We start from the raw sequence: 14,891 nt of genomic DNA on the forward strand, positions 1-14,891 counted from the left end.
CTGTGTTTTTAATGAGCTGTAAAGATAAGCTATAATTCAAAAAGCAAAATGTCAAAAGTGAAATGAATCAAAAAACAAGTAGTATCAAGAAGAAAATTTCACAGCTTAAAAACTGATTTCATCATTCGTAATTAGGAATTAGGAATTCGTAATTAGCTATATTTGTTACTATGGATTTCCAACTCACTTCTGAATTTAAACCGACAGGGGATCAGCCTGCTGCAATTAAACAATTAGTCAGCGGAATCCGCGACGGACATTTCGCTCAAACCCTGCTTGGTGTTACGGGAAGCGGTAAGACTTTTACAATGGCAAATGTCATTCAGCAGGTCGAAAAACCAACATTAATCCTTTCACACAACAAAACACTGGCAGCTCAGCTTTACGGGGAATTCAAACAATTCTTCCCGAATAATGCCGTGGAATACTTCGTAAGTTATTACGACTATTATCAGCCCGAAGCTTATTTGCCGGTAACGGATACCTACATCGAAAAAGATCTGCAAATCAATGACGAAATTGAGAAACTGCGTCTTTCAGCTACTTCAGCCCTGCTTTCAGGACGCAGAGATGTGATCGTAATCGCTTCCGTGAGCTGTATTTACGGTATCGGGAACCCGAATGAATTTGCGAACTCCATTATCCCGATACGCATCGGGCAGTCGTTCCCAAGAAATAAGTTCCTGCTGAGATTGGTCGAAAATTTATATTCAAGGACAGAAGCCGAATTCAAACGCGGGACTTTCCGTGTAAAAGGAGATACGGTCGATATTCACCTTGCCTATGCGGATTATGCATTGCGTGTGGAATTTTGGGGAGACGAAATTGAACGCATACGGACCATTGATCCGGAGAATAATTCCGAGATTGAAGTTTTTTCCGAAATCAACATTTATCCGGCAAACATTTTCGTTTCCAGTCCGGAAACCACCAGAAGAGCAATTGATCAAATCGGTGAAGATATGGTCATCCAGGTTGAGAACTTCAAACGTGAAGGAAAACTGCTCGAAGCAAAACGCCTCGAAGAACGCACTTCCTACGACATGGAAATGATGCGCGAATTGGGCTATTGCTCCGGAATTGAGAACTATTCCCGCTATTTCGATCAGCGCGCTCCGGGAACACGCCCTTTCTGTTTACTGGACTATTTCCCGGATGATTATTTGATGATCGTAGACGAAAGCCACGTGACTATGCCTCAGATACGCGCCATGTACGGCGGTGACCGCGCACGAAAGATCAATCTCGTGGATTACGGTTTCCGGATCCAGGCAGCGATGGACAACCGTCCTTTGATGTTTGATGAATTCCAGTCACTGATAAATCAGATTGTTTATGTTTCCGCTACTCCGGCTGATTTTGAGCTGGAACAATCCGAAGGGGTCGTAGTAGAACAATTGATACGCCCGACCGGATTATTGGACCCTGTAATCGAAGTACGTCCGAGCCTGAACCAGATTGATGATTTGATCGAAGAAATGCAGTTACGCATCGAAAAAGACGAACGTACATTGGTTACTACTCTGACCAAACGCATGGCGGAAGAATTGCAGAAATACCTGGATAAACTGGGCATTGCCTGCCGCTACATCCATTCGGATATTGACACCATTGAACGCGTGGAAATCCTGCGTCAGCTGCGTTTGGGGGAATTTGATGTTCTGATCGGGGTAAACCTGCTTCGCGAAGGACTCGATTTACCGGAAGTAAGTTTGGTCGCTATCATTGATGCCGACAAGGAAGGATTTTTGAGAAATGAGCGCTCACTGGTCCAAACAGTCGGTCGTGCCGCAAGGAATGTAAATGGGCGTGTTATCATGTATGCGGACAAAATGACCGATTCGATGCAGCGCACCATTAGCGAAACAGAGCGCAGAAGAGCTATGCAGATAGCTTACAACGAAGCGAACGGCATTGTCCCGACAGCATTGAACAAATCCAAGGAAGTGATCCTGAAATCAACAAAAGTAGCAGACGGAGATCCGGAAACGCGTTCACAAAAAGCATACTATGCTCCGGAAGAATCCGGCTCAATGGCTGCAGAACCGGCGATGAATTACTCCGATCCGGAAGATTTGGAAAAAGCGATCGTTGCGAAACGCAAACAAATGGAAAAAGCCGCAAAAGACCTCGACTTTATCGAGGCAGCACGTCTGCGCGATGAATTATTTGAATTACAGGCTAAGAAAAAGTAACTACATTTATCAAAAGACTTAAAGACTTTGAGAGTCAAGACATCAGATTGTAAAGCTTATCCAAGTCTTGCCTCTTAAAATCCTGACTCTTTTAGTCTTTCAAAATAAAATCTAAAACATGAAAAAAGTTTTTCTCTTTGTTACCACCTGCCTCTTGCTAATTGCCTGCAACAAACCGCTGTTGAAATACAATTCTGATTTTGAAGGGACCTGGTACAGCGAACCTCAGTACAACCCGGATTTAGGCGTTTTTGTAAGTGATGAGTTGGTTTTTTCCGGAAAGGAAGGCAGCTACCAGGTTGATTGCAAAGACACCTGCGCGACCAACTTATGTGATTGCACGGCAAAAATCACCGGAACCGCGGAAATCAATAAACAGCACACGATCATCCGGTTGAACTCCCAAACCAAAAGAACATTCCAGCTGGACGCAGAACCTTACGAACAAGGTGGTTTTTGGTTTATGGAAGTGGATGGCAAGACCTATAAAAAACAGTAAGCTCGCGATGCGTCGCGAACGTACTGTTTTATCCAAGCATTTTTCGGCGAATCGTACCTGCCCTATTCATTCAATTCGTAATTTCGCAAACAAAAAACTATGAACTTCAAGTCTGCTTTGGGTGCGCTTCGCATCGTCGGGATATTGGAAGGAATCTCCTTTCTTTCGTTTTTGGTAACCATGCCTTTGAAATATTGGATGGATATCACAGCTCCGAATAAAATTGTCGGAATGGCACACGGTGTTCTATTCATTGCGTACGTGTTTTTGGTATTTTGGGCGTCAACAGAAACAAAGTGGAATATGAAGACCAAATTTTGGGCATATGCCGCTTCTCTATTGCCTTTCGGGACCTTTGTTGCAGACGCTAAAATTTTCAAACCGACACAGGAATCCCTGAAATCCATCTGATTTTAGTACCTTCGCACTTAATATGGATACAAGAAAACTGATCGAAGTTTGCTATACTCCCGGTGAGTACGCATATTTTAAAGATGAATTTGAAATCGTGGTGGTGATTGACGTGTTGCGTGCAACATCTGCAATCTGCGCGGCATTCGACAATGGAATTGCATCCATTATCCCTGTTCCTACGGTAGAAGAAGCCTGGGAATACAAACAAAAAGGATTCCTCGCCGGTGCCGAACGCAAAGGTCAGATCGTAGAAGGTTTTGACTTCGGAAATTCACCTTTTTCTTATATGAAGGAAGAATTCAAAGGCCAGGAAGTTGTGTTAACAACAACCAACGGGACCAAATCACTTGATGTTGCCAAAGATGCGGAGATTGTAGTAGTTGGCTCTTTCCTGAATTTGAAACACCTGAATGAATGGCTGGAAAAGCAGGATAAAAATATTCTGTGTTTATGTTCCGGCTGGCAGGACAAATTTAACCTGGAGGATACCATTTGTGCGGGTGCAATCTGCGACCACCTCATTAATACCGGGAATTTTACTTCCGTGGAAGATTCATCCATCGCTGCAAAATACCTATATCTTTCAGCAAAAGACAATTATCTCGGATTTTTAAAGTCCAGTTCGCACAGAAGACGATTAAAAAACTTAAATTTGAATGAAGACATCAAGTATTGTTTGACACCAAATCAAACAAACGTGATTCCAATTTTAAGGAATGGTAAACTCGTCAACATTTCGGAGAACTAGCACTACTTTACTACTGAGCCTGTTTTTAACCGGCTTCGGGAACGCAGCTCCACTGCCTATTTATCAGAAGCCGAATCCTGCATTGTGGGGATTTTTCGGTCACAAACGTATTAACCGGGTAGCAACCTTTACGCTTCCGCCTGAAATGTTCGGCTTTTTCAAGGAAAACATTGAGTTCATTACAGAACATGCCGTAGATCCTGACAAACGTCGTTATGGAGTGGATGGAGAAGCTCAGCGGCATTACATCGATATCGATCATTATGCGGTCAATGGCCAAAATCCTTTTGAAGTAGTGCCGAAACGCTGGAAGGATGCCGTTGCCAAATTCACCGAAGACACCCTTCAGGCTTACGGAATTGTTCCATGGCACATTTTGGTGATGAAAAACCGGCTTCAGAAAGCTTTCGAATCGAAGAATATCGATCTGATCCTGAAAAACGCAACGGAGATCGGTCACTACATCGGGGATGCGCATGTACCTTTACACACCACAGAAAACTATAACGGACAATTAACCGGGCAGCGCGGTATTCACGGTTTGTGGGAAAGCCGTATCGTTGAATTGAACGCGGAAGAATACGATTACTTCGTAGGGAAAGGAAAGTACATTCCGGACGTACTGGAATTTGCATGGGATGCCGTGAAAGCTTCCAATGCAGCCGTAGACTCGGTATTGAGGATGGAAAAAGAACTGACAGCAGAGTTTCCCAGCGACCAGAAATACACTTATGAAACACGTGGAAATGTGGTGATCCAAACGTATTCCAAAGCTTTCTGCGACGAGTATCAAAAACGCATGGACGGTATGGTAGAACGGCGTATGCGACAGGCAATCATTGCTGTAGGCTCCATCTGGTATACAGCTTGGGTAGATGCCGGTCAGCCCGATTTATCAAAATTAACGAACAAGCCTCCTTCCGCAGAATTACTGAAAGAATTGGAAGAACTGGACAATTTATACCAGCATTCGGATCATAAAGGAACCATTTGTGATTGATCCCGGCCATTCTAGCAGGTAGGAAATCTGTAATTATTTACGCGAAAAACGCATCTTGATTTCCCTGAATAATAGTACCTTTATTCACTATATAGTAAACATTATGACAGTAGACACAAACATGGTGGTTTCCTTGAGTTACAAGTTAACCAATCACAAAACAGGTGAACTTATTGAGGAAACATCGGAAAGTCAGCCAATGGAATTTTTGTACGGAGTTGAGCGCATCATCCCGACATTCGAAGTAAACATCCATGGATTGAAACCTGGTGATACTTTTGAGTTTGATATTCCATCAGCAGAGGCTTACGGTGAAAAGAACGACGACCATGTTGCGCTTATTCCTATCTCCGTATTTTTCGACGAATCCGGAAAGATCGATGAAACACAGATCAAAGTCGGTGCGGTACTTCCAATGACAGACAACGAAGGAAACCATTTGAGAGGAACGATCCTTGAAATTACGGATGAAACAGTTACCATGGACTTCAATCACCCGCTTGCAGGGACAGATTTGTTTTTCTCAGGCACGATTTTAACAGTAAGAGCTGCAACCAAGGAAGAATTGGACCACGGGCATTCTCACGGAGCACATGGACATCATCATTAAACAATAGTTAAAAGAGTTCAAGGGTTCAAAGAGTTTAAACTTTGAACTTTTGAACCTTTTGAACCTTTTGAACCTTTTTAAATTATCATGAAAAACACCTTGATCATTGCTTTGTTCCTGGCACTTGGAATGACTTCTTTGAAAGCACAAAACAGCATGTTTGATCTCGGCCTGGAAGGCGGACCGAACCTGAGTACCGTATTTGTAAAAAGCACCCTATATGATTTTGATACCGACCAAGCAGTTTATTGGTCAGGCGGAGCCATTTTTCAATACAATTTCAAAAATTTTCTTTCTATCAAAACCGGATTTTCTTACCAGCGAAAAGGATTTCAACTCAACAATATTCTTTTCGTGGATAATTCAGGCAATACGGTAGCTGGAAAAGGAAAATCCAATACACGCATGGATTACCTCACCTTTCCTGTTTTAGTAAAGGCCAGTTTCGGAAAAAAAGTACAGTTCTTTGTCAATGCAGGGCCCTATGCAGGATATCTTTTGCAAAAAACAGACCGAACTAAAATAAACGGCACATCAAACACTTATACGGATGATATGAACAGTAATGGTATAAATCGTTGGGATTTTGGGATTGCGGGAGGAGTCGGTATTGCCGTTCCTATTCGAACTTTTTGGGTCATTACGGTTGAAGCACGAAATTACTCCGGGGTATTAGATATCGCAACGAGCAGCAAAACCCAATGGCGCACCAACACCACCGATTTGCGTGTGGGAGTTGCTTACAAACTAGGGTTTTATAAGGACGAAGAATAAAAAAACCGAACACCTGAATCACTTTGAATTACATAAGAAACTAAACATTTTGCGTAACTTTTCGGGATGAAAAAACCGACTCCCGGGAATACCGGGACCAGTTGCTATATTTTATCCGGTTTAGGAGCAGATGAACGTGTTTTCGATCAAATAGATTTCGGGACCTTCTCCCCTGTTTTCATTCCCTGGGAATCCGTTGATCCGGAACAATCATTTGAATCTTATGTAAAACAGCTATGCATTCATGTAAAAGCTGAAAATCCGATTCTCATAGGCATTTCATTCGGTGGAATTATTGCTCAGGAAATGAGTACTTTGCTTACTAATTGCCCGGTCCTGATTATCTCCAGTGTAAGGGAACGCAATGAACTTTCTCCGTTTATGCGTTTCAGCGGAAAAATAGGTCTGTATAAACTCATGCCTGTAAAACGAATACTAAAACCCAGCCGCATCAATTATTGGCTTTTCGGGACACGAACACATTCCGAAAAAAAGCTGTTGGATCAAATTCTGGCAGATTCCGACCCGGTTTTCACCAAATGGGCAATCCGCCAAATCACAAACTGGCAAAGAAAAGAACCTGTTCCTGCAAAAGTGCTTCACATTCACGGAGATGATGACCACATTTTTAAAATCGGTAACGTGCATCCGGATTATATTGTTCCCGGAGGAACCCATTTCATGACCGTTTCACAGCACAAAGAGGTAAGTCAGGCAATACAAAATGCATTGGAGAAACTGGCAATTCGTAATTCGTAATTGGGAATTCGTAATTCACACCGACCACTCATCCTCAAAAAACACTTTCGTCCAGTATTTAGTGGTATTCCTTCGAACAACTTATTAATTTAGTGAAATAATCTCTCATCTATGATTCAAATTTCGCATCTCAGTAAATCTTTTACTTTAAACAGACAGCAAAAGAAAGAATTGGGAACTAACCAGAATTCCGTCCTCGCTGTAGACGATATCAGTTTCGAATGCCTTCCTGGTCGTGTACATGCGCTTCTTGGCCCCAATGGAGCCGGAAAAACGACTACACTCCGCATGTTATCGACGATTTTCAAGCCCACTAAAGGCAGCATTGTCATCGATAATATCGACGCTGTGAAAAATCCGCAGGAAGCACGCAAACATATTGGTTTTTTAACCGGTTCTGCAGGACTTTATGCCCGTCTAACTCCCAACGAACTCATCTCATACTTCGGAGAGTTATACGGTGTTTCAAAGAACGATATTGAGATGCGTAAGAAGAAATTATATGATCTGCTCGATATGCACGATTTTCAGAACAAGCGCATCGGGAAGCTGAGCACGGGAATGAAACAAAAAGTTTCTATCTGCAGGACCATGATCCACGATCCGCAGGTTGTCATTTTTGATGAACCCACCAGCGGTTTAGATGTGATTACAGCTGAAAATATTATCCAGCTTATTCGTGATTGCAAAAACCAGGGAAAGACTGTGATCTTTTCCAGCCACATTATGGGAGAAGTTGACTTGCTCTGTGATGACATTACCATCATCCACAAAGGAAAAGTTTTATTTAATGATACCATGGAAGCATTCCGGGCACAGCAGCAGGCACCAAACCTGACAGCAGAATTTATTCGAATTGTTCACGACCAAAAAACTGAAACACGATGATCTTTACAGTATTTAAAAAGGAACTGCGCGACACATTGCGCGACCGCAGAACGGTGATGATGATGATCGTCATCCCAACATTGGTTTTCCCGATGATCATGAGTGTATTCATGTCCGTATCCGAAAGTTTCCAGAAGAAAGCAGCGGAAAAGAAAGTGAAAATAGGATTGGTGAGCAACCAGGTAGGAAGCCTTGAAGCCGACTTACTAAAAGTTCCCGAAAGTCTTGGAAAAAAAGAATTCATTCCGTTTACAGATACCGTTTCATTGATCCGGGCAATCCGCATGGATTCCATCCAGGTGGGAATTTACATTCCGAATAATGCCGAGCAGCTAAAAAGTGCCATGCAGCCGATTTCCGTTACTGTTTTCCATGACGGGACAGATCTGGGGATGAAAGAACGCGCAGATGCTTACGTAACTTATGTGCAGGAAAACTGGAAAAAGCAGCGGTATGCCGAGCTTAAAATTGACGAAGCAAAGATAACTCCGTTCATCCTGGAGCATTCCAATGTAGCTTCCAGTAAAGAAATGATCGGGAAACTTGCCGGCGGGTTCCTTCCCTATTTGTTCATTGCTTTCGGTTTTATGGGTTGTATGTTCCCTGCAATCGACCTGTTTACCGGTGAAAAAGAACGGGCAACCATTGAGACATTGCTGACCACTCCTGTTCCCCGCTGGAAAATCCTTTTCGGGAAAATGGGTGTTGTGGTACTATCCGGATTACTGGCTGCGACTTTCAATTTATTGGGTATTTACCTGTCAATTGAAGTACTGAACCTGGTAAAAGACCCTGTTCTTCTTCAGGCAATTAAAGACATTCTTTCACCGACATTTATTATCATGCTTTACGCTTTGCTGATTCCGCTGATTACTTTCTTTGCCGGAATTATGATACCGATCGCTGTTCGTGCAAAGAGTTTCAAGGAAGCACAAAGTATTATTTCTCCGCTCAATTTATTGATTATTTTGCCTGCAATGGTCGGGTTTTTCCCGGGCGTAGAATTGAATGAAGTAACGGCATTGATCCCGGTTGTAAACATTGTTTTGGCAACCAAAGAATTGATCGCCGGTACGCTTGAATGGCATTTAGTCGCCATGGCTTTCGGGGTGATGGTATTGCTGGCTGTCATTGCTGTCCTGTTTTCCTACCGTAAGTTTGAGAACGAAAACAATGTGATCTCTTGATTTACAGCAAAGACGCTGAGGGCGCAAAGTTTTATCTGATTCTTTGCGCTCTTTCACTCTTTACGGTTAAAATTGCCCTTATCTTCGTGAGATAAAAACAAGTCATGTCGATACACCCGCATTTGGAACAAGCTGTTCAGGAGGAAATTTCTTATTCCCGAGCACTTGCTGCTGAGAACCTAAAGGCTTCACCCAACGAATTGCGCAAACAGGGATTGAGTTTATTTCCTTGTGAAATTGCAGAGATTCGCAGTGGAATCGACGGTGACTTTTACCAGCTGGAAACTTCCTTCGTGATCAACAATGCTTTTTTCAGGAGAGGTGCCAGCGTTTTATTTTACATAGAGAACAAATCTTACAAAGCGCGGATTGTAGAACTGAATGCCTATTCCCTGCTCCTTTTCTGCAAAGAAGAATTGGAGGGAAATGTGCGGGAAAATCCGGTGCGGGTAGATTTCACTCCGGATGACCGGACTTTGGAATGCATGCAGCTGGGATTGCGTTTCCTGAAAGAGCACAAACACCTGCAGGAATTTGAACGCAGTTTTCAAACAGAAAAAGAAACAGCTTCTTTCGAACATCCGACACTCAACCTTTCCCAGCAGCGTGCTGTCGGTGCTATTTTGAGCCCGGATCCAACTGTTGTCATCCAGGGTCCTCCGGGAACAGGTAAAACCCACACACTTTCCATTGCCATTGAAGAATTGGTAAAACGCGGAAAAAAAGTACTCATCACCGCTCCGAGCAATACGGCGGTTGACAATTTATGCAAGAAAATCGCAGCTGCTAAAATCTCACTTCTACGCGTTGGAAACGAAGAAAAAGTAGCTCCGGAGATAATGCCTTACACCATTGATGCTTATTTGGATTCCGGAAAAGCCGCTCAATACGGTCAAAGTTTGAAGAAGCAAATTCAGAAGGCCGAACAAATTGCCAACCGGCATATCCGGAATTATACCAAAGAAGCAGCAGACGAAAAACGCACGGCACGAAAAGAACTCCGTGAATTACAAAAAGAACTGCGAAAACTGGCACATGATTCGGAAGAACAACTGATCGAATCGAGTTCCGTCGTTGCAGGAACACCTGTCGGTTTATTCAACGAGCTTTCCAAAAACCATTCGTTTGATGTTGTGATTATGGATGAAGCAGGCCAGGCTTTGGCTCCTTTAACCTGGCTGACGGCAAGTTTCGGGAAGAAATTGGTATTATGTGGTGATCCGCAGCAATTACCGCCGGTTGTTTTGAGCTCAAAAGCAATTCAATTAGGATTGAACAAGAGTTTACTAGAAACCGTTACGGAGTTCCAGCATCCCATTTTATTGAATGAGCAATACCGGATGTCCCCGGAAATTGTTTCAGTAATCAACCCCTATTTCTACCAGGGACTTTTACAAACAGCGGCAGGAATGCCGGCAGGACAGATCCAGTTTATCGATATGGCCGGATTTGGAGAAGGTGAAATCCAGAACGAAACTACCGGCAGCTTTGAAAACGAAGATGAGATCCGCATCATTCAAAAACTAATAGAATCAGAATCCCCTGACCCCAAACGGACGGTTATTCTCGCTCCATACTCTGCACAAATTGCGCGCCTGGAGAAAGAATTGGGAAGCGCATGGAAAGTCTCCACCATTGATGCCATTCAAGGCCAGGAACAAGAAAACATTATTATTAGTTTCACACGTTCCAACCCGGATGGAATTATCGGTTTTCTCAGTGACTACCGCAGAACAAATGTGGCGGTCTCACGTGCTAAAAGAGCTTGCTATTTAATCGGTGACAGTGCTACACTGGGAAATGATCCTTTCTACTCTGAACTGTTGAATGAAATTGAACAATTCGGGGTTTACAGAAGTGCGTGGGAGTTTGAATGATTCCGAATTTAAATCTTAGAAAGATTACAAATATGAGCGATTTGGTCTTCTTCCCCTCTGACGGAGTCTGATACTCGTCAGACCTTTATCCCCCTCCGAAGGGCGATTGACTAGTAAACAGCACAAAGCTCATTTATTTGATCAATCTTACTTTTTGGCATCGCCCCAAAAAGTAACAAAAAGCTCTAGGCCTCCCGAAATATCGGGACAAGTAGTACTAAAGAATCTGCAAACTACGGGTCTTTACACGAAAGCATTCGAAACTTGTCCGCCCCACTAAAGCGGTTCGGACTTCAAACAAAGAATGCTTTTTTTCGCTCCTCCTTCAGAAGACACCTTGCAGGTTTTCTTCAGTCTTCACCAGCGATGCTGGCTCTTCTTGTTTGCTACGATTCTTCGCGTAAGGGCCATTTATTCTGATCCTCTTTCAATTGTAAAAAACAAGTGTGCCTTATAATACGAAATCACCCTCCGAAGGGAGAAACATAAGATTCACCTTTGAAGGATGAATTCTTCTTCAAAATTTAAGAAGTAAACAATTTTCTCTTTGCTAAGAGGATTAAAAAATTCCCCTTCGGAGGGGGACAAAGGGGGGATAGATATCCTGCTACACAAAAAGCTGTGCCTTCTCCGTATAATCAATGATCTTGATCTGAATGTTTGTTCCCGGACCTTCAGCAGTCTTCTTACCGATCATAAAACTTGCATCAATCTGTTCGCACAGGGATCGGATCAGTTCAAAACCGAGCCTGGACGGGTTTTCTTCTTTACCCGCTTTGATTCCCGGGCCATTATCTGTGACATCAATCTGAAGGGAATTACCGATTTGAGAAACATGGATCTTAACAATCAGCTTTTTATCGGGTATCGCGGCATGCTTATACGAATTCGTTATCAATTCATTCATGATCAGACCAATAGGAACTGCTTTTGAAATGGGTAGAATCAGCTCCCCTGAATCTACTTCCAGAATAACGTCCGCATCGCCTCCAAAAGCGTGTTCTACATTTCGGATCAGTTCTACCATGTAATTCATCATATTTAAATTCCCAACTTTCGAACCCGAATACATTTGCTGATGCACCAATGCCATGGAGTATACGCGTCCACGGCAATCTTCCAGAGCATCTATAACCTCCTGTGAGTCTGAATTGTTCTTTTTGATATTGATGAGGCTCGTTACAATATTCAGGTTGTTTTTCACCCGGTGGTAAAGTTCCGCCAAAAGTAGTCGCTTCTCGTCAATAACATTCCGGATTTGTTCTTCCTGCCGGATATTCAGCCAGGTAATGACAGTAATCTGCATTAAACCGCAAAAGAATGCGAAGAGCCCGTTAAAGATTTTCAAAGCATCCATTGTGGTATCCGGAATCTTTATGGGGTAATATTTCGGTCCGAAGATTACCAGTAAGCCAATGGTCAGGAAATAAATCGTGCACCAGATAATCAAATGCACAAAAGTCTCCCTTCTCCCATAAATCTGGACAATCGAAAGTGTTAACGGAAAAAAGTACATTAATACATTACTTTCCAGCCGCATATAAATGGTGGCCACTCCCAGCAAATAAATACCAATTGCAAAAAACAGGTAAGAAGCCAGAATAAACTTTCCCTTGTAATTCAGCAAAAAGATGGTTGCTGCCAACCCCAAAACGACAAAAAGATGAAAATTCAGGAATTGAAACCCAATGATTTGAAAAACGATAAAGGCAGCAATTACATTCAGGACTCCAATCAAACTTAGGAAATTGACCTTACGAACTAAATTTCCCTTCCATTCAGGTGTTGACTCAGGCCATTTTAGTCCTAATTTATTGCTTATCACGCGTTTCAGTTTTGGCTAATATACCAACATTTTTTTTTAAAAATGCGGGTTATGTCAGATATGCTGTATACATTTGAAGCAAAATTAATAGACTCGATCCATGCCTATGCAGAAGACCTTTTTACATGCTGTCTTACTTTTCACTTTTTTGTTTATCACCACTAGTGCTGATGCTCAACCATACGTGCTGGGAAATCGCAAACCTTACTCCTGGATGATCGGTGTAAGCTGGACAGCAGTAGAAGATGACGGTCGGGGATTATGTCAGCCGTTTGACGTTGCGCAATCTTGGAATTACGAATATTTCCCAACGCGTATCATGGTCGACAAATACTTTAAGTACGGATTGAGCGCAGAGTTTTCCGGTGCGTTTGTTACTTACAAACCTGCCAAACTAATTAATGACACTATTGGTCGTTCCGGGGTATTCCTGTCACTTGACCTGAACTGCAAATACAGCTTTTATCCATTAATTACTCCACGCTGGCTGGATCCTTATGTTTCTTTGGGAATCGGGATGACGCAGCGCACACCTATGCCGGGAGTAACTGCTTTAACCGGAAATATAGGTGTTGGGGTCAATTTATTCTTCTTCAGGGGCTTAGGCTTTCAAATCCAGTCTTCCGGGAAACTTGCCATCACAGGAGGAAATTTAGCCGGAGGAAACTACCTGCAGCACAATGTAGGTCTTGTTTATAAGTTCAACTCAGGCGCACGCGGAAGTGAGAATTTCAACAAGAAGCGCTATAAGTGGACTAACAAGAAACAGAAGTACAAAGGGAATAAACGCGGCGGATAAAACAGAATTATCAATGTCAGAATTATTAATTATCAAGTTGAGTTTTACTCCTCTTGATAATTTCATCATTGATAATTGATAATTACCCTTTCAAGCCCATCATCAATAAATCAATATCCTTGTATTTCAGGTCGAAAACACGCCCCAACACTTCACTTACCAGGATTCCTTTGTAGATATAAACACCGGAGCGGAAACCGTGGTCATTCCGGATCAGGTCCAGACATCCTCCCGATTCTCCCATATCCATCAGGATCGGGGAAAAGATATTGGAGAGTGCAAATGATGCCGTTCTGGGAACTCTCGAAGCAATATTCGGCACACAGTAATGAACTACTCCGTGTTTTACAAAAGTAGGATTGTTGTGATTGGTTACCCGCGAGGTTTCAAAACATCCTCCCTGGTCGATACTCACATCTACGATCACTGAGCCTTCTTTCATGTTCTCCACCATTTCTTCGGAAACCACGCAAGGTGTTCTTCCCAATGGGGAGCGGATTGCACCGATTACCACATCTGCCCGCATGATTGATTTTGCCAAAACCTTCGGTTGTAAAACTGAAGTATAAATACGTGACCCCAAATCGTTCTGCAAACGGCGCAAACGGGATAAGCTGTTATCGAATACTTTTACGGAAGCTCCCAAACCTATTGCAGCACGTGTAGCAAATTCACCCACTGTCCCTGCACCGAGCACAACTACTTCTGTGGGCTGTACACCGGCAATGCCGCCCAGCATAATCCCTTTTCCTTCGTTGAAGGAAGAAAGTAATTCTCCGGCAATCAAAATGGATGTTGTTCCGGCAATTTCTCCCATAGTCCGGACAACGGGAAACACCCCCTGCTCATCACGGATATAATCCCATGCAATAGCCGTTATTTTCTTATCGATTAATTTCTGAAGAATACTTTTCGGCTGAATACTTAATTGTAAGGCAGAGATCAGGGTTTGATGTCCTTTCATCAGGTCGACCTCTTCCTCCGATGCCGGCGTGACTTTCAGGATGATATCACACTCAAAAATCTCTTTATTCGATGAGCAAAGCTCTGCTCCTGCTTCGGAATATTCACGGTCGCTGAATTTACAGGATTCACCTGCACCTCTCTCCACACGTACGTCGTGTCCGTTAGCTACTAAAAATGAAACCGCTTCGGGAACCAGCGCTACACGCCTTTCCTGGAAACTCTGTTCTTTTGGGATCCCGATTACCAATCTTCCTTTTTTCTTAGCAATTTCGAGCATTTCCTCCATTGGAAGAATATTGCCCTCTTTCAAAAGTTGCTTGAGTAATTCCGGGTCCTTTACCATAGTCTGT

General features: G+C 42.9%; 14 protein-coding genes. 12 read left to right on the forward strand and 2 right to left on the reverse strand.

Annotated features, from left to right (window positions below):
• The first annotated feature begins 170 nt into the window (after positions 1-170).
• The 11 genes from uvrB to QZT69_RS18995 all read left to right on the forward strand — a co-directional run bounded on the left by uvrB (position 171) and on the right by QZT69_RS18995 (position 10,951).
• A complete protein-coding gene (gene uvrB / locus QZT69_RS18945) occupies positions 171-2,195 on the forward strand; it encodes an excinuclease ABC subunit UvrB (RefSeq protein WP_294680300.1) in 2,025 nt (674 codons plus the stop codon).
• 118 nt (positions 2,196-2,313) lie between these two features.
• Positions 2,314-2,694 carry a hypothetical protein gene (locus tag QZT69_RS18950; RefSeq protein WP_294680301.1) on the forward strand — a complete coding sequence of 127 codons (381 nt, stop codon included), beginning with the start codon at positions 2,314-2,316 and terminating at the stop codon, positions 2,692-2,694.
• Between the two features lie 99 nt (positions 2,695-2,793).
• A complete protein-coding gene (locus tag QZT69_RS18955) occupies positions 2,794-3,105 on the forward strand; it encodes a DUF3817 domain-containing protein (RefSeq protein ID WP_294680302.1) in 312 nt (103 codons plus the stop codon).
• Positions 3,106-3,127: 22 nt separating this feature from the next.
• On the forward strand, positions 3,128-3,856 hold the full coding sequence (locus tag QZT69_RS18960) for a 2-phosphosulfolactate phosphatase (RefSeq protein WP_294680303.1): 729 nt from the start codon (positions 3,128-3,130) through the stop codon (positions 3,854-3,856).
• Complete coding sequence (locus QZT69_RS18965; RefSeq protein WP_294680304.1) at positions 3,825-4,856, forward strand: zinc dependent phospholipase C family protein; 1,032 nt, start codon at positions 3,825-3,827, stop codon at positions 4,854-4,856. Before QZT69_RS18960 ends, QZT69_RS18965 begins: the two co-directional genes overlap by 32 nt.
• Before the next feature lie 103 nt (positions 4,857-4,959).
• Positions 4,960-5,466 carry an FKBP-type peptidyl-prolyl cis-trans isomerase gene (locus tag QZT69_RS18970; RefSeq protein ID WP_294680305.1) on the forward strand — a complete coding sequence of 169 codons (507 nt, stop codon included), beginning with the start codon at positions 4,960-4,962 and terminating at the stop codon, positions 5,464-5,466.
• Between the two features lie 87 nt (positions 5,467-5,553).
• On the forward strand, positions 5,554-6,240 hold the full coding sequence (locus QZT69_RS18975) for a porin family protein (protein ID WP_294680306.1): 687 nt from the start codon (positions 5,554-5,556) through the stop codon (positions 6,238-6,240).
• A 66-nt stretch (positions 6,241-6,306) separates the two neighbouring features.
• Complete coding sequence (locus QZT69_RS18980; RefSeq protein ID WP_294680307.1) at positions 6,307-6,999, forward strand: alpha/beta hydrolase; 693 nt, start codon at positions 6,307-6,309, stop codon at positions 6,997-6,999.
• 111 nt (positions 7,000-7,110) lie between these two features.
• Positions 7,111-7,887, forward strand: a complete 777-nt coding sequence (locus QZT69_RS18985) for an ATP-binding cassette domain-containing protein (protein ID WP_294680308.1) — start codon at positions 7,111-7,113, stop codon at positions 7,885-7,887.
• Positions 7,884-9,074: an ABC transporter permease gene (locus QZT69_RS18990; RefSeq protein WP_294680309.1), complete on the forward strand. Its 1,191-nt coding sequence runs from the start codon at positions 7,884-7,886 to the stop codon at positions 9,072-9,074. The genes QZT69_RS18985 and QZT69_RS18990 overlap by 4 nt, the downstream gene beginning before the upstream one ends.
• Before the next feature lie 104 nt (positions 9,075-9,178).
• Complete coding sequence (locus tag QZT69_RS18995) at positions 9,179-10,951, forward strand: AAA domain-containing protein (RefSeq protein WP_294680310.1); 1,773 nt, start codon at positions 9,179-9,181, stop codon at positions 10,949-10,951.
• 607 nt (positions 10,952-11,558) lie between these two features.
• Here the strand turns inward: QZT69_RS18995 and QZT69_RS19000 are convergent.
• On the reverse strand, positions 11,559-12,776 hold the full coding sequence (locus QZT69_RS19000) for a sensor histidine kinase (RefSeq protein ID WP_294680311.1): 1,218 nt from the start codon (positions 12,774-12,776) through the stop codon (positions 11,559-11,561).
• A gap of 100 nt (positions 12,777-12,876) precedes the next feature.
• Here QZT69_RS19000 and QZT69_RS19005 point away from each other — a divergent pair, with 100 nt between their 5' ends.
• Entirely contained in the window at positions 12,877-13,575 is a 699-nt protein-coding gene (locus QZT69_RS19005) for a hypothetical protein (RefSeq protein WP_294680312.1), read from the forward strand.
• Positions 13,576-13,657: 82 nt separating this feature from the next.
• Here QZT69_RS19005 and QZT69_RS19010 read toward each other — a convergent pair whose 3' ends face one another.
• A complete protein-coding gene (locus tag QZT69_RS19010; protein ID WP_294680313.1) occupies positions 13,658-14,827 on the reverse strand; it encodes an alanine dehydrogenase in 1,170 nt (389 codons plus the stop codon).
• Positions 14,828-14,891: the final 64 nt, after the last annotated feature.

Origin of the sequence: uncultured Fluviicola sp., assembly GCF_902168135.1 — a bacterium.
Lineage (GTDB): Bacteria > Bacteroidota > Bacteroidia > Flavobacteriales_D > Crocinitomicaceae > Fluviicola.